Origin of the sequence: Acinetobacter lactucae (assembly GCF_001605885.1) — a bacterium.
Lineage (GTDB): Bacteria > Pseudomonadota > Gammaproteobacteria > Pseudomonadales > Moraxellaceae > Acinetobacter > Acinetobacter lactucae.
In genome coordinates this window covers 81,034-101,316 of record NZ_LRPE01000034.1, presented here as the reverse complement: position 1 = coordinate 101,316, position 20,283 = coordinate 81,034, and the positions used below count along the sequence as shown (strand labels likewise).

Genomic DNA, 20,283 nt, shown 5'->3' with positions numbered 1-20,283 from the left:
AGTTACCAAGTAGTTGAGTTTCAGTGCTGACAAATTTGATTAGATGCTTCATCTAATGCAGCTTTCAGTTTTTCCGAGAAGAGTTTGACCTCTTCGTTATTCAGCGGTTTTCCATCCTTTTTGGTGACAAAGAAAATATCTTCGGCGCGTTCACCTAAAGTTGCGATTCGGGCTGAATGGATGTCTAAACCTTGCATCATAAATAAACCACCCACGCGTGCAAGTAGGCCAGGGTGATCGAGTGTTGAAATTTCGACCATATTTTGCTGTAAGGCTTCATTTAATGTTACATCGACTGTATTTTCAATGTCGAAGTGACGTAATTGACGTGGAATACGGCGTTGCATGAGTCCCGGATATTGGTCTGGTTGGCTAAGTGCCTTCACTAATGCATTTTTAACGGTTTCTTCACGTTCTGGGTCAGTAAGTAATGTACCGAAACGGTCAAGTACAACATAAGTGTCTAAACTAAATGCTGTACTTGCTGTGATAATTTTTGCATCTTGAACGTCTAAGTTCATTCGGTCTAAAACGGCAACAGTGGTGGCAAACAGGTTAGGTTGATCGCGAGTATAAATAAAGATTTGTACTGCATCTTGAGCTGCTTTACGGTGAGCACGCAAGAGCACTAATGGCTCTGGATTATCTCCATGCTTTAAAATTGCTTGTGTGTGCCATGCAATTTCATCTGCCGATTCTTTAATGAAGTATTCATCACCTAGTTCTTGCCATACTTTTTCGACATCTGCCAATGAGAAGTTATTTACGAGTAATTCACTTGCTGCAAATTTGGTGTCTTCAATCAGCATTTGATAATCAACAGGACGACCTAAACCAGTACGGATTACATCACGAGCATGCGTATAAAGTTGACGCATGAGAGATGCCCGCCATGTATTCCAGAGTTTTGGATTTGTCGCATTAATATCTGCAACCGTTAAGGTATAGAGATAATCAAGATGCTCCATATCGCCCAGTTTTTCGGCGAAATCTTTAACAACATCTGGATCAGAAATATCTTTTTTCTGAGCTGTCAAAGACATGAGTAAATGGTTTTGAATAAGCCATGCAATTAATTTACATTCACGTTCTGTAAAGCCATGTGCACGACCAAACTCAATCGCATCTTCAGCTCCAAGTTCACTGTGGTCACCACCGCGACCTTTTGCAATGTCATGGAATAAAGCAGCAATAAAGACAATATCTTGACGAGCAAGACGTTGGAAAACTGAACTTACTACAGGGAATTCTTTAGCGAATTCAGGTTCTCTAAAACGATTTAAATTACGTAGTAATAATAATGTGTGGGCATCGACCGTATAGATATGGAACAGGTCATATTGCATAAGGCCCATAATTTGGCCAAAAGCAGGAATATAGTTTCCTAAAACACCGTATCGTTTCATCGCAACCAAGGTATCGTATAAACGATACGGTGAACGAATAATCGACATAAATAGTGCTTGATGCTCTGGATTATCACGATAACTTTGGTTGATTCGTTTCGCAGCAAGAATGAGTAAGCGTAAGGTACGAGCGCGAATGCCTTCAATATCTGGTCGATTAGCCAAAATATAGAACAACTCTAAAATCGCACTTGGATGCTCTGCAAATATTTTGTGATGTTGTACTGCAAGTTTATTGTCGACAATCTTAAAGTGATCGTTAACAACTTCAATTTTGCGTTCATAGTTGGGGAGTCGAGGAGTAATGACTGACTCACTAAAATACGCCAGTAACATTTCATTGAGTGTTGAAACCTGCTGCGCCGTACGGTAGTAGCGTTTCATGAATTGCTCAACGCCATAATTTACAGGTTGGCCTTCTTGACGAACGTAACCAAATTTAGCAGCAATTTCTCTTTGGTGGTCAAAGAGTAACCGGTTTTCATCACGTTTGGCTAAACGGTGTAAATGATGTCGAATTTCCCAAAGAAAACTTTCAGCTTCTTCTAAAACCGCAAGTTCAAACTCTGAAATGAAACCTAAATGCACTAAGTCATAAATACGGTTCACACGGAAGTGACGTTTAGCAATCCAGCCAATCTGGTTAATGTCACGGATACCGCCCGGTGCATTTTTAATGTCAGGTTCTAAATTACTTTCAGTATTATTGTGTTGGTGATAACGCTTGGCTTGCTCTGCCATTTTTGCGTCATAAAATGTTTTATCTGTCCATGTTTGCGAAACAATACGGCGAGGCCATTTTGCAAGCTGACTATTACCTGTAATTAAACGGGCTTCAATTAAAGTTGTTGCTACGGTTAAATCGGTCGCAGCTTGTTCAACACAGCTTTGAATGGTGCGAACGCTAATGCCGGGTTTGAAATTACCCACGTCCCATAAAGAGGAAATAAAAGTAGAGATACGTTTTTCGTTTTCTTCGTTAATTTCATGCTCTGATAAAATCATGATATCGACATCAGAATAGGGCAACATTTCACGTCGCCCATAACCACCTACCGCAAATAAGCCGAGTCCAGTCTGGTCGAGTTCAGCATGTTTCCATAAAAAGATCAGTGCTTCATCAACCAGGTCTGAGCGCGCTTTGATGATTTCACGAATAGATTGCCCATTTTCATATGAATCTTGCAATTGCTTTTCTACATCCGTTCGCCATTGATTAATGGCTTTAATATCATGATGGCTTGTAACGTAGTTCAACAATGGCGATGTATTGATCATGAAAATGGGTCTACCAATAAGTAAATATTAAGAGTTAGTTTTTACGCTTACTTGATCAGCGGTTTCTTTTGCTAAAGTACGAGCAAGATCGGTATTTTCTGCACGTGCAGTTGCGACACCCATACGACGGCGTTTGAAACCTTCTGGCTTACCAAACAATCGCAGGTCAGTGTCTGGATTGGCTAACGCCGTATTTAAACCGCTAAAGCTTAAGTTGTTGGCATCTACACCCGCATAAATCACTGCACTTGCGGCAACACTATGGCGTGCAGTGTTTACAGGCAAACCTAAAATGGCACGTGCATGCAGTTCAAATTCACTTTGAAATTGTGACGCTAAAGTTACGAGTCCTGTATCGTGCGGGCGAGGTGACACTTCACTAAACCAAACCTTATCGCCTTTAATAAACAGCTCTACACCAAAAATACCACAACCACCCAGTGCCGTTGTCACTTTATTTGCAATACGTTTTGCTTCTTCAAGTGCTGCTACGGTCATGGGTTGAGGTTGCCAGCTTTCTACATAATCACCCGCATCTTGACGGTGACCAATTGGATCACAGTAGTGAGTTTCAATTTCACCAGTTTCAGGGTTTTTAGCACGAACAGTAAGTAAGGTAATTTCAAAATCAAAGTCAATTTGAGATTCAATAATGACTGTACCTTGATTAACCCGGCCACCTTGCATTGCATATTCCCATGCAGCGTCGACTTCATCGAAACTTTTTACACGAGATTGACCTTTGCCAGAAGAAGACATTACAGGTTTTACAAAGTTTGGATAACCAATGTCGTCACATGCAGCGCGGAAGCTTTCTAGAGAATCTGCAAAACGGTAGGCAGAAGTAGGTAGGCCGAGTTCTTCAGCCGCAAGACGGCGAATGCCTTCACGGTTCATGGTGAGATTTACAGCTTTAGCAGAAGGGATCACAGTTGCGGTTTGACTTGCTTCAATTTCTAGTAAAACTTCTGTCGCAATTGCTTCAATTTCAGGGACAATTAAATTTGGTTTAATTTTTTCGATGAGTTGTTTTAATTGAGCAGGATCTGCCATGTTTAACACATAAGAAAAATGTGCAACTTGCATGGCTGGTGCATGATCATAACGGTCGGCTGCATGTACTTCTACACCAAGGCGTTGTAAGGAAATTACAACTTCTTTGCCAAGCTCTCCTGAACCTAACAATAAAACTTTAAATGCAGAAGATTGAAGTGGGGTACCGAGTGTCACGCTCATGCGAATCATCCTGACAAAATTATTTTTTTAAGCATAGCAGAACTTATGGTGGAGTTAAGCCTTATAACGCATAAAAAAAGTAATTTTGTCGGACAATTAAAAATGTAGTTTTTAGATATTAACCTGATAGTTTAAAAGCAATTCATCTCCATTTTTACCACGGATGCCCCAATTTTCTTTAGGTGTTTCAAAAATAGTGATTTCGATATCTTGAGGTGCAATTTTGCATTGTTCTTGAATGTTGCGAAATAGGGTTTGAATGAGTTGTTTTTTAGTGGCTGGACTGCGGCCTACAAACATTGAAAGTTCGATAATAATGTAATGCTGGCTTCTGTCAGAAGGGTAAATGAAGTTCCCGGGTTTAAGACTAATAAAACGCTGAAATCTTTTCTCGACAGGATATTTCAATTCTTCAATAAGTGCTTGATGGATTGCATGAGAAAGTAATTCTCGATATTGCATAATAGTTTGTTCATTTGCATAAATTTTAACTTGTGACATTTTTATCTCTATTAAGTAGCTAAGGTTATCTTTTTAATCAATTCAAAAATTAGATTTTTCAACCCAGAAGTTTCAATCTTAAACGCTTCTGGCTAGGTTTTATTTTATATAAGGAAGATGAGTTTATCTATTCATAAAGGTAAATATGTATAGATGAGGCCATAAACAATTGCAGCAGTTAAAGTTGCTGGTACGATTTTCTTAAATTTAAAATAAAGTCCTGCTAAAACTAAAAAACCGATCAGCATCGCTAAGCTTTTATCTGGGGTTTCAAGGAGTGGTGGAAGAGTTGCAACCACAAGCATAGCGCTAATTGCAGAGATACCAATACTTCCTAAAGCAATTTTGATCCAGACTGAGCCGCGTCTTTGCTGCGAACCCTGTAATTTTTGTATTACAAAAAATGGTCCGAAACGTGAAGCAAAGTTGGCAATACCCACAATAATGCCGACCAGAATAATTTCTAGGTTCATATTAAACCTCAACTTCATCATGCTGTTTTAGCAGGTAGTGTTTAAACAGACCAGCTAAAATACCTGAAAGAATGCCAATAAAAATAGCAGCAGATAAGTTAATCCAATAACAGGCCAAGGCTGAAACTAATAACGATATAGCAACAACAAGGCTATGCTTTCGTTCAAATGCCGCTAATAAAAAACTTAAAAATAAAGCAGGTAATAAGAAATCTAAAGCTGCTTGTAAAAACTTTGGTAAATGAGCGACTTGATCGGCAAATAATCCGCCTAACAAAGAACCGGTTGCCCAAGCCATCCAACTAAATAGACTTAGGCCAAGCATCCAAGACTCAGACCATTGCTGTCTGCGCTGTGAAAGTTGGATCATCCCACTGGCAAAAACTTCATCCGTTAAGCCCCAAGCCCACACTGCCGTTTTCTTAAGATTTAATTTGTTTGGAATCAGGTTGTATAGAGCAGGCCCATAAAGAACATGGCGAATATCGAGGGCAATGACTGTTAATGCTGTTAGCCAAATGGATGAACCGCTAGCTAAAAGCGCGACAACCAAAAATTGGCTAGCGCCTGCATACATTGAACAAGATAGAAAAAAAGCTTCCCATGGTGTAAAACCAAACTGAGATGCAGAAACGCCAAAGGCAAAAGAAACGGGTAAATAGGTGAGTACGATAGCTTGGCTATCTTTGGCGCCTTGCCAAAAAGTTGCCGTTTGAGCAGGCATCAATTGTTGTTCGGACACAATACACCTTGGCGATAAACCAAATGATAAAAATACTTGAAAGATTGAGTATTGTAGCCGAATTTAATAGCATAGTGCCGAAATGTTTAATCGGCAGTTTGATATGTTCAAGGCAAAGATTCGTTTAGTTTATATCGCCATGATAAGTGCAGGTATTTTTACATTGCAGGGCTGTGATAATGGTAATCAAGGTGCAGAAAAAAAAGTAGAAATTAAGCCAGCACCGAAACTAACCAATGATGCAACTGTTTATGCTCAAAAAGCATGGACATTAATTAATACGGTTGAGCATTTAGTTTATGAAAAGCAACTCAGCCAAATTAATGACAAAGTTCGTAAACCTTTACGCCAATTGAGTACAGACTGGCGTATTAATGTAAAAATGACTGATTCTGTGACAGAAGGGAAATATGCACTCTGTCGTAAAGCCCTAACAAGTTTGGATATATGGGCGCGCGAAACGCTAGAAAACAATAGTTCAGTTGCCCAAAAGCAAGCAGATTATGAGCGTGATAAAGCTCAGTGTAAGGATGCGATCGATAAGCCAAACCTTGGAAATACTTCTCCAAAATAAAAATAACGAATGTACAAAAGCGAGATGATCAATCTCGCTTTTTTGCTTTGATAACATCAATAATGGGCTTGAGCAACAACTTTCAATTTCTCAATATCTAAAATTTCAATTTTTCTAAAAGCAATTTTGATGATTTCTTGTTTTTCGAGCAGGCTCAGCTCATGATTGATCGTCTGTCTAGATGTGGTCAACATATTTGCCAATTGTTCTTGAGAAATATGAATTTGGCGATCTTGAATAAGAACATGGTTGCCATATCCTTCTAAAATGAATAGAAGACGTTGAGCCAGCCTTTGAGAAATACTACGTGTTTGTATCGCAATCTGTTCTAAGAAAACATACCTGAGTTTTTGACTGGTTAAACGTGCAAAATAGTACCAATAATATGGATTGTCCTTGAGCAGCTCATTTAAAGGCTTCGCTGGAATATGTAGAACTGTGCTTTTTTTCAAGGCAATCGCATCGTGTGAGCGCGGTTCATGATCAATTAGTGATATTTCGCCAAACCACATAATCGGCTCAGCAATAGCAGAAAGTGCTTCATTACCATTTACATCGACATAACCCAAGCTAATTGAGCCTTCAAGTACGGTATAAATACCATCAAATATATCTTGAGCGTGGAAAACATAGCTATTTTTTTCAAAGGTGATTTGTTTGCCATGTTCTAGAATAAAATTTTGGAATGTTTCTGGAAGCACACTAAACCATGTGTTTTCTTTTAGTCGGTTAATATAAATAAGGTCCAATATCAGCACATCCATGAAAAAATTCTTTACTTTGTCAAATAGCTGACAACTTTAAGTTTTCCTTATATGTACAGTATGACTATATGTAAGTGAATAGGGAATAACTCATGTCAAATCTGGAGCAAGAGCTTAGCAAATATGCGGCTTATCATTTAAATCATAAAAATATTTTGACGCATTTTATTGGTATTCCGCTCATCGTGTTTTCAATTTTGTGTTTAACAGCAAGAGCAGGCATCGATATTGGTAATTTTAAACTGACTTTAGCCATAGTCCTGATTGCAGCTAGTACGATCTATTATTTATTGCTAGATAAAATTTTTGGCTTACTCATGCTCATTATCTTAGTTGCTGTGTATCCTCTGGCGAATCAAATTGCTCAGTTATCTTTTGGAGAGTGGTTAGCAGCAAGTATTAGTTTCTTTGTGGTGGGGTGGGGCTTTCAATTTATGGGGCATTATTTCGAAAAGAAAAAACCAGCTTTTGTTGATGATGTGATTGGACTTGCGATAGGGCCATTATTTGTATTGGCAGAATTTATATTTATGTTAGGTTTTAGAAAGCCATTGCATGAGCGTATTTTACAAGAGGCCCGTAGTAAACGAGAGGCAATGGATCTTAGCCATTAACAATAAAAAAAGCCCCAACATATTGGGGCTTTTTCTTAAGCTTTAACTTAAACGTTAAAACGGAAGTGCATTATATCGCCGTCTTGAACAACGTAAGTTTTACCTTCTAAACGCCATTTACCAGCTTCTTTCGCGCCGTTTTCACCGTTGTATTGTACGAAGTCATCATATGCAACAACTTCTGCACGGATAAAGCCTTTTTCGAAGTCAGTATGAATCACACCAGCGGCTTGAGGAGCAGTTGCGCCAACTTTTACTGTCCATGCGCGAACTTCTTGTACACCAGCAGTGAAATAAGTCTGTAAACCTAAAAGCGCGTAACCTGCACGAATAACCACATTTAAGCCTGGTTCTTCCATGCCCATTGCTTCTAAAAACTCAGCACGATCTTCATCTTCTAATAATGAAATCTCAGCTTCGATTTGGTTGCAAAGAGGAACAACAATTGCGTTTTCTTCCGCAGCAAGTTTTTTAACTGCATCTAAATGTGGATTATTTTCAAAACCATCTTCTGCAACGTTTGCAATATACATGGTCGGTTTTAAAGTCATTAAACCAAAACCACGAACTAATTTACGTTCGTCATCAGACAAATCAGCTGCACGCGCTGGTTTACCTTCGTCAAGTAAAGGTTGGATTTTTTCTAAAACTGCTTTAGTTGCTACAGCTTCTTTGTCACCGCCTTTAGCAACTTTAGTTAAACGTAAAATCGCTTTAGCCACAGTTTCAAGATCGGCAAGTGCAAGTTCAGTATTGATAGTTGCGATGTCGTCTAATGGATCAATTTTACCATTTACGTGAATCACGTTTTCATCTTCGAAACAACGCACAACATGAGCGATTGCATCAGTTTCACGGATGTTAGCAAGGAATTGGTTACCTAAGCCTTCACCTTTTGATGCACCAGCAACAAGACCTGCAATATCCACAAACTCCATTGTAGTTGGTAAAATACGCTGTGGTTTAACAATCGCAGCAAGTTTGTCTAAACGTGGATCTGGTACAGGAACAATACCTGTGTTTGGTTCAATGGTACAGAAAGGGAAGTTTTCCGCTGCAATCGCTGCTTTCGTTAATGCATTGAAAAGGGTTGATTTCCCTACGTTTGGCAGGCCAACAATACCGCAATTAAAACCCATGAAAACCACTCACAAATGTGTAAATTAAAAATTGTCGCTGATTTTACATGAAAGCCATGACAAAGTCATGGCTAGAGCAGGGTTGTATTGCTTTTAAACTTTACGTTTATCAAGTTGCTGGGCTAATGCATCGCCAGTCGCTTGTACTAACATGACTAAAACAATGAGTACCAAAATGACAGCCAACATAATTTGCATATCAAAACGTTGATAGCCATAACGATAAGCAATGTCTCCTAGGCCACCTGCACCAATAGCACCAGCAATCGCAGAGGAGTTAATCATCGTCACGATAGTCACGGTAAAGCCCGCAACAATTCCTGGTAAAGCCTCTGGTAAAAGCACATGCCAAATAATTTGTTTACGGTTACAACCCATGGCTTGAGCAGCTTCAATTAAGCCTTGGTCGACTTCGCGTAAGCTGACTTCTGCAATACGTGCAAAGAAGGGAATAGCAGCAATCGTCAATGGAACAACGGCTGCCCAAACGCCATAACTTGTACCTACAATCCAGCGAGTAAGCGGAATCAGTGCAACCATTAAAATAAGAAAGGGTACAGAACGAGTAATGTTGATTACCCAACCTAAAGCCTGATTAATCTTTTGTGACGGATGAATGCCGTGCTCAGAAGTACTCACTAAAATAACAGCAATGGGTAAGCCAATTAAAAAAGCAATAAATGCAGATGCGCCTACCATCAGTAAGGTATCTACAGTTCCAGTAATTAATAAATCAATGAGCTGGTCTTGCATAGCCAAGTACCTCAAATTGTGCAATTGCAGTTGACGTGTCTTGTCGTATAGATGAAAGATCAATTTCTACGTTAGAAATACCGACTAAAAGTGAACCAATAATGTGCCCTTGAATGGTATCGACCTGACTTTGATATAAATTGACGGGTGCTTTAAATCTAGCAAGTAGTTCTTGAATATCTGGAACCTGATGTGCTTCAGCTTCATATTTCAGTTTTACAATAATATGAGTCGAATTTTCATCAGGTAGAGGACTGATTTTAAAAGGCAGAGTGATCTGCTCAAGGTTTAACAATTCTTGGGTAATTTGTTGCTCTGGTCGTGAAAATACAGACCAGACTTGTCCAGCCTCTACTATCTCACCTTGATCAATCACTACCACTTGATCACAAATTTCTCGAATGACCTGCATTTCATGGGTGATTAATACAATGGTGAGACCAAGTTCCTGATTAATCTTTTTAAGTAAAGCCAAAATAGTGGCGGTACTTTCAGGGTCAAGTGCTGAAGTCGCCTCATCACAAAGTAAAATTTCTGGGTGGTGAACAAGTGCGCGTGCAATACCAACACGTTGCTTTTGTCCACCTGAAAGTTGTGATGGATAATAACCAGACTTATCTGCAAGACCTACGAGTGCTAGAACTTCATTTACACGTTGGTCGATATCTGCTTTGTTGTAATTGGAAACTTTTAAAGGCAATGCCACATTTTCCCAAACTGTTTTTGCAGACATTAAATTGAAATGTTGAAAAATCATTCCAATTCGCTGGCGTGTTTGGATGAGCTCAGCATGACTCAATTCAGCAATATTTTGTTGATGAATATGAATACTGCCTACATTTACTTGCTCTAAGCCATTTAAAGTACGGAGTAGGGATGATTTTCCGGCACCACTTTTACCAATAATGCCTAAAATTTTGCCTTGAGTAATATCAAGGTTAATCTCTTTTAAAGCATGTAGCTTTTGACCTTGTGATTGGTAAAACTTATTTAAACCACGAATTTTGATATGGGGTAGAGAAAAATCAACTTGTGATCCAAAACTCACCATCGTCATTCTCCTTATTTCCAGCCTTGAAACCACATACCTTGGCCAAAGTCTTTATCCAGAATGTCTTGTGCTTGTTTTGAGTTCTGGAATGCTTTAACAAAGGTTGCAAGTTTTTGGTTTTTATCTTGGTAATCGCGACGAGTCACAAACAAAATTGCATATTTTTTGTCGATTGGATCTAAAAATAATGCGCTATGCGGGTCGGTTACCTTTGCCATTTTTAAGTAGTGGGGGAAGCCGAAAATTAAATCGACATCGTTATATGCATGCGCAGTTTGAGGACCTTCAACTTCAACGAAGCTCAGCTGTTTCGGATTAACAATAATGTCTTGAGTGGTTGAAAGTTCATTATTAATATCTTTAAGCTGAATTAAGCCTGCACGGTGCAGTAAAATTAAAGCGCGAGCTAAATTGACGGGATCGTTTGGAATAGCCACACGTGCTTTTGAAGGTAAGTTCTTAAGTGATTTATATTTTTTTGAATATAAACCCACATGACTTCCTGAGCCCACGGCAAATGCATGTAAGTCATAACCCGTTTCTTTAACAGCATTACGTAGAAATACACTTTGCTGGAAAAAGTTTGCATCAATATCGCCGTTTTGTACGGCAACATTCGGTGCTCGCCAATCAGAAAATTCAACGAGTTTGACATGAACACCTTGCTTTTCAACTTCATTGGCCACGCTTTGTAATAGCTCAGCATAAGGCGGGCTAATGCCAATCGTTAAAACATCATCGGCTTGTTTATTTTTAATATAACGGTAACCGACGAGGCCCAGAACTACGATTAAAATCGTAATTCCGAGTAACCAAGGCTTATGCTGTTTGAACTGAATAGTCATAATCTTTCCGTTATTACTTCCAACCAGGGAACCAAAGTGTTGGCCCAATCTCAGCATCTAACACAGCTTTAACTTTTGGCGAGTTTTGATAGATCTCAACAAATTTCTTCAATTTGTCGCCCTTGTCCTGATAGTCGTCACGCACTACAAACAAAATGGCATAACGTTTATTGGTATTGTCATCAAGTAAAAGCGCACTTTCAGGGTCAGCAGTTTTTGCTAAGCGTAGGTAATGTGGATAGCCAAAAGCTAAGTCAACGTCATCAATTGCACGAGCAGTTTGTGGCCCTTCAACCTCAATGAATTGCAAATTTTTAGGGTTTGAGACTACATCTTTAAGTGCAGATAAATGATTATTTGAATCTTTAAGCGTAATTAATTTGGCTTGCTGTAAAAGTAGCAGGGCACGACCTTGATTGACTGGATCATTTGGAATGACTACACGTGCGTTTTGTGGCAATTCATCAAGGCTTTTATATTTCTTTGAATAAAGTCCCACATGTGATGCTGCACCCACTGCAAATGCCTTTAATTTAAAGCCAGTTTCTTTAATTGCATTGTCTAAGAATGGTTGATGCTGGAAAAAGTTGGCATCAATATCCCCATGATTTAAAGTAATGTTTGGTGTGTTCCAGTCAGAAAACTCGACCAGTTTTACGTTTAAACCCTGTTTCTTTGCTTCATCGGCAGCAGCTTGTAAAGTTTTTGCAAATGGGGGACTAATACCAATCACAAGTTCATTTGAGCCACTTTGACGGTGTTTATTCCAAAAGAATAAAGCAACAAAAAGGACTATAACGACTAAGCCTACACCTAGCCATTTTTTAGAGGCTGTTTGAGCCATGTCTATCTCCAAATTTAAGCGGTTATTTCTTCAATTGTTGTTAAGTTTTTGCTGTTGTTATAGGGACTACATCGGAACGCTTGAACAGGGTGCTGTTCTGGTAATTGATCACCCCGATTAAAAATTTTGTTCCGCAGTGAACCCGTTTTATATGCAGTTTTATAGCGACCACGTTGTTGTAGCTCAGGAATGACTAAGCGAATAAAGTCGTGGTGAGACTCAGGTGCAACAGTACGTGTTAAATTAAAGCCATCAATATCGGTTTCATCTAAAAGATGAATTAAGTATTCAGCAACTTCTTCGCCACTACCTACGATGAGGGGATAACGACCACCTAAAACATGTTGAGCTTTTAAGTCATTTTTCGTGATTTGTTGCTCTTTGAATTTTTCGGTAATCGAAACAATACTGTTACTTTTTTGGTAAGGAATCGCTTCATCGTCGGCAAATTTACTTAAATCGATGCCAGTTGAACTCGCATAATGCGCTAAGCCGGCTTCAGGACTTGCATACTGACGATATTCATTAAGTTTCTGTACAGCCAGATCATGTGTTTCGGCAACAACAACGGTTATACCAACAAAGACTTTAATGTCATTCTCTGAGCGGCCTTGCTGTTCTGCAAGCGCACGAATCTTTTTCACTTGTTCGCGTATCTTTTCGGGTCTATCCCCGCCAATAAATACACATTCAGCATGACGTGTTGCAAACTGCATACCTTTAGGTGAAGCACCTGCTTGGAACAGTGTTGGAGTGCGTTGCACAGAAGGAGATACCTGAAACACACCTTCGCTTTGGTAATATTTTCCTTGGTGGTGAATGGTGTGCACTTTGGATGGATCTGTAAAAACACGCCGTGCTTTATCTTTTTTTACTGCGTCGTTTTCCCATGAACCTTCCCAATATTTATAGCAAAGCTCTAAAAACTCTTCGGCTTGTTCATAGCGAGCATCGTGGTCTTTTAAACCCTTTTGGCCAATTAAGCGTTCTGCACTATCTAGATAGCCCGTAACTATATTCCAGCCAATACGGCCTTGAGTTAAATGGTCAAGACTCGCAAAGCGGCGGGCAAATTGATACGGATGCTCATAGCTTAAGTTCACAGTGACCCCAAAACTTAAATTTTGAGTGACTGCCGCCATAGCTGAAATGAGTGTAGATGGGTCATGGCTTGGAAGTTGAATAGACTCTTTTAAAGTGAGATCTATACCGTTTTGATAGACGTCATACACACCTGTAATATCAGCTATAAACAAGCCGTCAAATAAACCATTTTCTAAGGTTTTGGCTTGTTCTGTCCAATAGCTCAGTTCATTAAAGCGGTGTGACTCATCACGTGGATGTGTCCATAAGCCATGATTGATATGTCCAACACAGTTCATGTCAAAGGCGTTTAATAAAATCTCTTTTGCTTTGAAATCTGTCATTACAATGTCCCCCGACGAGGTGGTAGAACACCGTTAAGAACATAGTTCCCAATAAAGTAATATTTCCATCGTGCGGCATCATGCAACGTGTGCACACGTGCATTGCGCCAAAAACGGTCTAGACCATCTTGTGACTGACTTCCACGGCTCCCTGCAAGTTCAATCAGCTTAGACGACGCTTTGAGTGCTGTATCGCTACTATGAGCACGTACTTTGGCCACATCAATTGAAGCTTTTGCAATGGTTTCAGGAGTGGTTTCAATTTTTGCGGCATCAATTGATTGAGCAGCTTGTTTTAATAACACTTCACTAGCTCGTACATCTACGGCAATCCGTCCTAGCTCATAAATCGTTAATGGATCTTGGTTTGCAGTTTCTACATTTGAATCAATCCATGGGCGGGCTTGATGCACTCTTTGCAAGCTTTCTTCAAAGGCTGCTCGTGCAATGCCTACCTCAATTGAGGCATGCATAATTTGGGCAAAAGGGCCCACTAAGGTTGGTTGTAAAAATGCAGTATCGAAAGGAATAACATCATCTACATCGACAAAAACCTGATCAAACTTAACGGTGCCGCTGCCTGTGGTTTTCTGTCCAAAGCCAGACCAGTCATCAACAAGTTTTAGTCCTTGTGAACCACTTTTTACAAATGCTAAATACTCTCGACCTGCATCGTCTAAAACTAAGGTTGGAATACGGTGAGCAAACAAACTTCCTGTGCAATAAAACTTTTCTCCCTGAATCAAATATCCATTCTCATAAGGACGGATATTGGTTTGTTTATGAGTTGAAGTTTTGGTTTTAAACTCAGCAAGTGCATTACCAAAGCGAGTGCCATTTAAAACTTCGCCATATAAACGTTGTTTTTGAGCTTCTGTTCCCGTATTGCGTAAGACTTCTAAAGCATAAAAATGGTTTTGCGGAATTTGTCCAATTGAACCATCTGCACCGCTTAAAAGCGCAATTACTTTAGCAACTGTATGACTTGAAACTTCGGTACCGCCATATTGCTTTGGCACTGTAATTGCCCATAGGCCAGACTGGCTCAAAGCATCGATTTCTGTATACGGTAAAATCCGCTTAGCGTCTCGCTCAACAGCGGTTTTTTTAAATTGTTCGGCAAATTGTTTGGCAATTTCTAAAGCTTCAGCATCATTTTGAATAATGTGTGCTTGGTTTGATGCCGACGTTTGTTTCGTTTGAACTGATTGATATGAAGTCATGACAATTTCTCCTTAAATCCAAGCATGGCGGGCAGGGAAATGACCATTAAGGTAATAATTGCCAATGGCGTGTAATTTCCAGCGGACAGGGTCGTGTAAAGTATGTACACGGGCATTTCGCCAATGTTGATCTAAATTGTGTTGGCTTAAACTTGAACGGCTACCGCCCAGTTCTAGCAACTTTTCAGAAATTTGTAGGGCAGCATCATTAGCATAGACTTTTGCTTCTGCGACTAGAATTGAAGCTTTTGCTACTTGTTCGTCAGTCACCGTTTGAAGTTGATCAAGTTCATCTAAATACTCAGCAGCTTCATCAAGCAGTAAAATTGCAGCATCGAGCAAAATATTTAACTTACCTACTTCTTGCAGGGTGTAATGTTCAAAGCTGGCTTTTTCAACATTTGCATCAATAATTGGGCGTGCTTTATGAATAGTCGATAAAGTATCTTCAAAAGCAGCTTCAGCGATGCCTACATCAATTGCCACTTGTAATAACTGAGAATAGGCACCCCGATAGGTTGGGGTTTGCGTCAATAATCGCTCATCAAAAATAAGTTCAGGATTAACTTCAACTTGATTTAATTTAACTGTACCGCTCGCTGTAGTACGTTGACCAAATCCATTCCAGTCATTAATGACTTCAATGCCTTGGGCATCTCGATTAACAATCACTAAAACGACATGACCTTCGGAATGAATCGCTTTAATTGCGAGCCAATGTGAAAAACTGGTACCTGTCGAATAAAACTTTTCGCCATTTAAAATATATTTGCCGTTTTCAATAGTAAGAGTAGTTTTTAAGGTTTTTGAGTCATGAGTATTTCGTTCGGGGCCACCGTTGGCAAGACGTTTACCGGCTAGTATTTCTGAAAAGATAAATTGTTTTTGTTGTTCTGTGCCCATGATTTCGATCAGGTTTAACAGGCTAATCTGATTTTGTGGAATCTGACCAACATTCGCATCACCTTTACTCAAAATACGGAAAACTTGAGCCAAAGTTTTATTGGAAACAAAAGCTCCGCCGTATTTCTTTGCAATGCGAATTCCGCCTAAACCCTTTTGGCTAAAGCTTTCAATTTGCTCATGCGGTAATAAGCGTTGTTGATCACGTGTATTACGACCCTCTAAAGCAAAATCAGCTACTTGATAAGCAGCATTAATTGCTTGTTGATCATTTTGAATGATTTGGACGTATGCCGTCGTTTTAGATAGAGAATTAGACATAATGACACCTTGTATTGCTATCATTACCTTACAAAAGAAATATTTTTCCACTAAACGAGGACTTATGCTCAGCTTATGAATAAAAATGCAAAGCACTTTTTTTGATTTTTAATAGATAAATAGAGATATAGAAATACATTAAAAATCAACAAATTATGATTTTTATTTGTAAAATGAATAACTAAAATAGTTTTAATATGAAAAAGAGCTATAAGTACGGTAAAAAAAGATATAAAAAATATAGACCTAACTGTCAGTGAAAAATGAGCACAATATCCATTGTTTTAACTAAAAATAGCTTCTAAAGTATCTACTTACCATCGACCATTTTTGTACAAATAGTCAAATAAAAATAAACGTGGAGATTTTATGCGGGTTTTGTATCAGTTTCCTTTGTCCCATTATTGTGAAAAAGCTCGCTGGTTGTTAGACCATAAAGAACTTGATTATGTGGCTCATAACTTAATTCCAGGGTTCCATCGTGCTTTTGCACAACTCAAGACAGGCCAGAATTTACTGCCTATTTTGAAAGATGATCATCAATGGATTGCTGAATCGACTAAAATTGCACTTTATCTGGATGATACCTATCCGGAGCATTCACTGTTACGTCGTGATGAACAATTAAGACAGCAAACATTAAAAATTGATAGTTTGGCTGATGAGTTAGGTATTCATGTCCGTCGTTGGGCTTTGGCACACACGTTGGCACATGGAGACCATGCTTTAGAAATTATGATGGGTGAACAAGGTTATTTACGCCAGTTTGAAAAAATATCGAAGCCATTCCTCAAAACACTGGTAAAGAAGAACTATAAACTTGAAGAGGAGTTAGTCAACCAGTCAAAAGAGCGTATGGATGAACTCATCAATGAACTCAATAACTGCTTAATCGAAAATCAGGCACGTTATATGGTGGGCGATCGCTTAAGTCTTGCTGATATTTCTGTATGTTCTATGCTTGCTCCTTTATTGGAAATAAAGGGTACGCCGTGGGAACGTGAAGAGGCTGAAGATGTTTCGGAAGAATGGAATAATTATCAGCAAAATTTACTCGATTTACCCCTAGGTCAGTATGTTTTAAGAATATATCAAACTGAACGTAATGCGCGTGTAGATTGGCGTGGAATTTAAAGTTATAAAATGCCCTGAGAAAATCGGGGCTTTTTTAATCATTGATAATTGATTTAATTATATAGACATTACTATCAAGTTTCTAAATGATTTTTATTAGATCATTTGTTTATATTATTTTGCTACCTAAAATACTTTTTACGATATAAATTTAAATTTACCTAAATAACTAATAATTTTAATTTTTATGATTTTTTGGAAAATACAATTTTTTTAAACATTGTTTTTAGCCAAAGTTAAGCCACTTTATTGTGCGTGTGTTTACATTGTAATCAATAATTGCCACATTTAAGTGTAAATAGATGAGCTTAATAATAGACAGAAGATTAAAACATAGATTAAAGTAGAAACATGTGAGCAGTTTTAAAGGTATTAATTCTGCAAAACAGATTGAATAAAATAAGTGAAGCAAATGGATGTGCCTGACTTGGAAAAGTTGGCTCGATAATTGCAATTTAATAATAAATCACTCTATTGCTCTATATGAATGATTCTATAGATAAATAGAGAGAATGATCATCAAGGAGTTCTTATGAAACGTTCTGCAACCTCTCTCATTATTTCAACAGTTATGCTTTGTACGGTTGGCGCTACTTCTCAAATTCAAGCAGCAGATACATTAGCTAAAATTAAAAGTACCGGAAAAATCGTCATTGGTCATCGAGAATCCTCAGATCCAATTTCATATGTTGTTGCAGGTAAACCAGTAGGTTATGCAGTCGATATCTGTAACCAGTTTGCAAATGAAATTAAAAAAGAATTGAAAATGCCTGGCTTAAAAGTTGAATATAAGGCAGTAACTTCATCAACACGTATTCCTGAGCTTTTGGCCGGTAATATTGATATGGAATGTGGTACGACTACAAACTCTAAACAACGTCAGCAACAAGTCGGTTTCTCAACAAACTACTATGCGACAGAAGTGCGTATGGCGGTTAAAGCCACCTCTGGCATTAAGAGTTTGGCAGACTTAAATGGTAAAGCAGTTGTTACCACTCAAGGCACTACATCTGACAAATACATCAAGATGAATGAAAAAGGTCAGGCTGTTAATGTCCAAAATATTTATGGTAAAGATCATGCTGACTCTTTTGCCATGATGGCATCTGGTCGTGCTGCAGCATTTGTAATGGATGATAATATTTTAGCAGGCTTGATCGCGAAGTCTTCTACACCTAAAGCTTTTGCAATTGTGGGTCCGGTACTTTCATCTGAACCTTATGGCATTATGCTTGCTAAAGATGATCCAAAATTTAAAGCAGTTGCAGATCGTACTGTAAATAATCTCTGGAAAACTGGTCAAATGGACGCTTTATATAAGAAGTGGTTCTTATCACCAATTCCACCAAAAAATACTAATTTGAACATGCAACAAAGTTCATCTTATAAGAAATTAAAAGCTCGCCCAACAGATGCAGGAATCTAACTGGATCTTTTTGTCCTAAATTTACTTGTGTAAGTGTAAAGATGCATTTGCACAAGTGGTCTATTTTCTAAAGATATTAATTTAAGGGGCAAACATGTCAGTCGGCTCACTAAACTGGACTATATTCTGTGCGGAGTCTAATGAATATGGTGTCGATAAAGCCGCATGGGCAGAATCAGTTTGTAAAGCTATTGGTAGCTCAAGCTACAATGCTTATGCTGAGGCACCCACATGGTTACAAATGTTAGGTTCAGGCGTGTTCACTATGATTTGGACAGCTGTTATAGCCTTTCTTATCGCATTTTTATTAGGTTCTCTCCTAGGGGTAATTCGTACATTACCCAACAAACCTCTCGCATTTATCGGCAATTGTTACGTTGAAATTTTCCGTAATATTCCACTTATTGTGCAACTATTCTTCTGGGCCTTTGTTTTTCCGGAGTTTTTACCGGACAGCTTAAGTGCAGGTAGTGGGGATGTAGTTGCTGGTGGTTGGTGGAAAAATATTTTAAATCAGCAACCTGCGGTTATTGGTGTTTTTGCATTAGGTCTTTACACGGCTGCCCGTGTATCTGAGCACATACGTGCCGGAATTAATACCGTTTCTCGTGGACAGAAGTTTGCGGCTTCCGCTATGGGTTTTACGACAGCACAAAGTTATCGTTATGTCATTTTACCAGTTGCATATCGTACTGTATGGCCAACGATTACCTCTGAAGCAATGAACGTTTTCAAAAACTCAGCTGTTTTATATGCGTTGAGTGTTTTGAATTTCTTTGCTTACACGAAAACTATGCGTGAAGAAACTTCTCAGGACATTATCATTCTTATTCTCTCAACACCTGTTTATTTGATTATCACTTATAGCATTAAGTTTTTGATGGCATGGATTGAGAAACGAATGGCTGTACCTGGCTTAGGTTCAGGAGGGAAGTAATTATGGATTTTTCTTTATTACAAAATCCTGATGTGATTGCAGCACTTAAAGAAGGTTTCATTTTTACGCTTACCGTAACGGTATTAGCAATGATGGGCGGTATCCTTATCGGAACCCCATTGGCAATGATGCGTTTATCTAGCAATGCTATCGCAAGTAATTTTGCAAAATTTTATGTTGATCTGTTTCGTGGTATTCCACTGATTCAGGTGATCTTTATCTTCTACTTTTTGTTGCCGAAAATATTTGAGTTTCAATCTGATACATATTGGGGGCCGTTGTTTTCCAGTGTTGTTACTTTTGCTATTTTTGAAGCAGCCTTTTTTTCGGAAATTGTACGTTCTGGAATTCAGTCTATTTCAAAAGGTCAGGTACATGCAGGCTATGCGCTAGGTTTTACCTATGGTCAATCAATGCGCTATGTCGTTTTACCTCAAGCTTTCCGTAACATGCTCCCAGTATTGTTAACTCAAACAATCATTCTATTTCAGGACATCTCATTAGTTTATGTCATTAGTGCACCAGACTTTTTAGGTCGTGCAGATACATTGGCCAATACCTATGGACCTGAAACGAAAGCAACATTCTATTTAATCGTCGCTGTAGTGTATTTCTGTAGCTCGTTTGTGCTGTCTCATTTAGTCAAACGCTTACAGCAAAAAATTGCCATCATTCGCTAATTGGAGATTTTA

General features: G+C 38.7%; 20 protein-coding genes. 6 read left to right on the top strand and 14 right to left on the bottom strand.

Features of this window, described 5'->3' with window-relative positions:
• Positions 1–20: 20 nt before the first annotated feature.
• The 5 genes from glnD to AWW73_RS11895 all read right to left on the bottom strand — a co-directional run bounded on the left by glnD (position 21) and on the right by AWW73_RS11895 (position 5,618).
• Positions 21–2,684: a [protein-PII] uridylyltransferase gene (gene glnD, locus AWW73_RS11915; RefSeq protein WP_062849747.1), complete on the bottom strand. Its 2,664-nt coding sequence runs from the start codon at positions 2,682–2,684 to the stop codon at positions 21–23.
• Positions 2,685–2,711: 27 nt separating this feature from the next.
• Positions 2,712–3,929, bottom strand: a complete 1,218-nt coding sequence (gene purT, locus AWW73_RS11910; RefSeq protein WP_081174232.1) for a formate-dependent phosphoribosylglycinamide formyltransferase — start codon at positions 3,927–3,929, stop codon at positions 2,712–2,714.
• Between the two features lie 102 nt (positions 3,930–4,031).
• Positions 4,032–4,421: a tautomerase family protein gene (locus AWW73_RS11905; protein ID WP_062849745.1), complete on the bottom strand. Its 390-nt coding sequence runs from the start codon at positions 4,419–4,421 to the stop codon at positions 4,032–4,034.
• Between the two features lie 131 nt (positions 4,422–4,552).
• Entirely contained in the window at positions 4,553–4,894 is a 342-nt protein-coding gene (ygaH, locus tag AWW73_RS11900) for an L-valine transporter subunit YgaH (RefSeq protein WP_057105800.1), read from the bottom strand.
• A gap of 1 nt (position 4,895) precedes the next feature.
• A complete protein-coding gene (locus AWW73_RS11895) occupies positions 4,896–5,618 on the bottom strand; it encodes an AzlC family ABC transporter permease (RefSeq protein WP_062849744.1) in 723 nt (240 codons plus the stop codon).
• 121 nt (positions 5,619–5,739) lie between these two features.
• Between AWW73_RS11895 and AWW73_RS11890 the strand changes: the two genes are divergently transcribed.
• Positions 5,740–6,210, top strand: a complete 471-nt coding sequence (locus AWW73_RS11890) for a hypothetical protein (RefSeq protein ID WP_205630325.1) — start codon at positions 5,740–5,742, stop codon at positions 6,208–6,210.
• Between the two features lie 56 nt (positions 6,211–6,266).
• Here the strand turns inward: AWW73_RS11890 and AWW73_RS11885 are convergent, their stop codons facing one another.
• Positions 6,267–6,974, bottom strand: a complete 708-nt coding sequence (locus tag AWW73_RS11885) for a Crp/Fnr family transcriptional regulator (RefSeq protein WP_062849742.1) — start codon at positions 6,972–6,974, stop codon at positions 6,267–6,269.
• A 92-nt stretch (positions 6,975–7,066) separates the two neighbouring features.
• Here AWW73_RS11885 and AWW73_RS11880 point away from each other — a divergent pair, with 92 nt between their 5' ends.
• Positions 7,067–7,588, top strand: coding sequence for an Mpo1 family 2-hydroxy fatty acid dioxygenase (locus AWW73_RS11880; RefSeq protein WP_062849741.1), 522 nt, complete (start codon positions 7,067–7,069; stop codon positions 7,586–7,588).
• A 47-nt stretch (positions 7,589–7,635) separates the two neighbouring features.
• On the opposite strand, the gene ychF is transcribed toward AWW73_RS11880, so the two are convergent.
• The 8 genes from ychF to AWW73_RS11840 form a co-directional block, all read right to left on the bottom strand.
• On the bottom strand, positions 7,636–8,727 hold the full coding sequence (gene ychF / locus AWW73_RS11875; protein ID WP_062849740.1) for a redox-regulated ATPase YchF: 1,092 nt from the start codon (positions 8,725–8,727) through the stop codon (positions 7,636–7,638).
• 93 nt (positions 8,728–8,820) lie between these two features.
• The gene (locus tag AWW73_RS11870; protein ID WP_001153960.1) at positions 8,821–9,480 is read right to left on the bottom strand and encodes a methionine ABC transporter permease; all 660 of its coding nucleotides are present in this window, start codon (positions 9,478–9,480) and stop codon (positions 8,821–8,823) included.
• On the bottom strand, positions 9,461–10,537 hold the full coding sequence (locus AWW73_RS11865) for a methionine ABC transporter ATP-binding protein (protein WP_081409602.1): 1,077 nt from the start codon (positions 10,535–10,537) through the stop codon (positions 9,461–9,463). Before AWW73_RS11865 ends, AWW73_RS11870 begins: the two co-directional genes overlap by 20 nt.
• Positions 10,538–10,542: 5 nt before the next feature.
• Positions 10,543–11,376 (bottom strand): MetQ/NlpA family ABC transporter substrate-binding protein, encoded by an 834-nt coding sequence (locus tag AWW73_RS11860; RefSeq protein ID WP_062849738.1) that lies wholly within the window; start codon positions 11,374–11,376, stop codon positions 10,543–10,545.
• Between the two features lie 13 nt (positions 11,377–11,389).
• The gene (locus AWW73_RS11855; protein ID WP_016145026.1) at positions 11,390–12,220 is read right to left on the bottom strand and encodes a MetQ/NlpA family ABC transporter substrate-binding protein; all 831 of its coding nucleotides are present in this window, start codon (positions 12,218–12,220) and stop codon (positions 11,390–11,392) included.
• A gap of 14 nt (positions 12,221–12,234) precedes the next feature.
• Positions 12,235–13,647 carry an LLM class flavin-dependent oxidoreductase gene (locus AWW73_RS11850; protein WP_062849737.1) on the bottom strand — a complete coding sequence of 471 codons (1,413 nt, stop codon included), beginning with the start codon at positions 13,645–13,647 and terminating at the stop codon, positions 12,235–12,237.
• On the bottom strand, positions 13,647–14,870 hold the full coding sequence (locus tag AWW73_RS11845) for an SfnB family sulfur acquisition oxidoreductase (RefSeq protein WP_062849736.1): 1,224 nt from the start codon (positions 14,868–14,870) through the stop codon (positions 13,647–13,649). The genes AWW73_RS11850 and AWW73_RS11845 overlap by 1 nt, the downstream gene beginning before the upstream one ends.
• 12 nt (positions 14,871–14,882) lie before the next feature.
• Positions 14,883–16,118, bottom strand: coding sequence for an SfnB family sulfur acquisition oxidoreductase (locus AWW73_RS11840; protein WP_081409601.1), 1,236 nt, complete (start codon positions 16,116–16,118; stop codon positions 14,883–14,885).
• A gap of 345 nt (positions 16,119–16,463) precedes the next feature.
• Here AWW73_RS11840 and AWW73_RS11835 point away from each other — a divergent pair, with 345 nt between their 5' ends.
• The 4 genes from AWW73_RS11835 to AWW73_RS11820 all read left to right on the top strand — a co-directional run bounded on the left by AWW73_RS11835 (position 16,464) and on the right by AWW73_RS11820 (position 20,271).
• Entirely contained in the window at positions 16,464–17,228 is a 765-nt protein-coding gene (locus AWW73_RS11835) for a glutathione S-transferase family protein (RefSeq protein ID WP_016145030.1), read from the top strand.
• 532 nt (positions 17,229–17,760) lie between these two features.
• The gene (locus AWW73_RS11830) at positions 17,761–18,654 is read left to right on the top strand and encodes an amino acid ABC transporter substrate-binding protein (RefSeq protein WP_016145031.1); all 894 of its coding nucleotides are present in this window, start codon (positions 17,761–17,763) and stop codon (positions 18,652–18,654) included.
• 94 nt (positions 18,655–18,748) lie between these two features.
• A complete protein-coding gene (locus AWW73_RS11825; protein WP_016145032.1) occupies positions 18,749–19,591 on the top strand; it encodes an amino acid ABC transporter permease in 843 nt (280 codons plus the stop codon).
• A 2-nt stretch (positions 19,592–19,593) separates the two neighbouring features.
• On the top strand, positions 19,594–20,271 hold the full coding sequence (locus tag AWW73_RS11820) for an amino acid ABC transporter permease (protein ID WP_016145033.1): 678 nt from the start codon (positions 19,594–19,596) through the stop codon (positions 20,269–20,271).
• The last annotated feature ends 12 nt before the right edge of the window (positions 20,272–20,283 follow it).

Bases quoted from the DNA above. Each gene is read 5' to 3' on its own strand.
- glnD (WP_062849747.1), bottom strand. From the start codon at position 2,684: ATGATCAATACATCGCCATTGTTGAACTACGTTACAAGCCATCATGAT.
- purT (WP_081174232.1), bottom strand. From the start codon at position 3,929: ATGATTCGCATGAGCGTGACACTCGGTACCCCACTTCAATCTTCTGCA.
- AWW73_RS11905 (WP_062849745.1), bottom strand. From the start codon at position 4,421: ATGTCACAAGTTAAAATTTATGCAAATGAACAAACTATTATGCAATAT.
- ygaH (WP_057105800.1), bottom strand. From the start codon at position 4,894: ATGAACCTAGAAATTATTCTGGTCGGCATTATTGTGGGTATTGCCAAC.
- AWW73_RS11895 (WP_062849744.1), bottom strand. From the start codon at position 5,618: ATGCCTGCTCAAACGGCAACTTTTTGGCAAGGCGCCAAAGATAGCCAA.
- AWW73_RS11890 (WP_205630325.1), top strand. From the start codon at position 5,740: ATGTTCAAGGCAAAGATTCGTTTAGTTTATATCGCCATGATAAGTGCA.
- AWW73_RS11885 (WP_062849742.1), bottom strand. From the start codon at position 6,974: ATGGATGTGCTGATATTGGACCTTATTTATATTAACCGACTAAAAGAA.
- AWW73_RS11880 (WP_062849741.1), top strand. From the start codon at position 7,067: ATGTCAAATCTGGAGCAAGAGCTTAGCAAATATGCGGCTTATCATTTA.
- ychF (WP_062849740.1), bottom strand. From the start codon at position 8,727: ATGGGTTTTAATTGCGGTATTGTTGGCCTGCCAAACGTAGGGAAATCA.
- AWW73_RS11870 (WP_001153960.1), bottom strand. From the start codon at position 9,480: ATGCAAGACCAGCTCATTGATTTATTAATTACTGGAACTGTAGATACC.
- AWW73_RS11865 (WP_081409602.1), bottom strand. From the start codon at position 10,537: ATGACGATGGTGAGTTTTGGATCACAAGTTGATTTTTCTCTACCCCAT.
- AWW73_RS11860 (WP_062849738.1), bottom strand. From the start codon at position 11,376: ATGACTATTCAGTTCAAACAGCATAAGCCTTGGTTACTCGGAATTACG.
- AWW73_RS11855 (WP_016145026.1), bottom strand. From the start codon at position 12,220: ATGGCTCAAACAGCCTCTAAAAAATGGCTAGGTGTAGGCTTAGTCGTT.
- AWW73_RS11850 (WP_062849737.1), bottom strand. From the start codon at position 13,647: ATGACAGATTTCAAAGCAAAAGAGATTTTATTAAACGCCTTTGACATG.
- AWW73_RS11845 (WP_062849736.1), bottom strand. From the start codon at position 14,870: ATGACTTCATATCAATCAGTTCAAACGAAACAAACGTCGGCATCAAAC.
- AWW73_RS11840 (WP_081409601.1), bottom strand. From the start codon at position 16,118: ATGATAGCAATACAAGGTGTCATTATGTCTAATTCTCTATCTAAAACG.
- AWW73_RS11835 (WP_016145030.1), top strand. From the start codon at position 16,464: ATGCGGGTTTTGTATCAGTTTCCTTTGTCCCATTATTGTGAAAAAGCT.
- AWW73_RS11830 (WP_016145031.1), top strand. From the start codon at position 17,761: ATGAAACGTTCTGCAACCTCTCTCATTATTTCAACAGTTATGCTTTGT.
- AWW73_RS11825 (WP_016145032.1), top strand. From the start codon at position 18,749: ATGTCAGTCGGCTCACTAAACTGGACTATATTCTGTGCGGAGTCTAAT.
- AWW73_RS11820 (WP_016145033.1), top strand. From the start codon at position 19,594: ATGGATTTTTCTTTATTACAAAATCCTGATGTGATTGCAGCACTTAAA.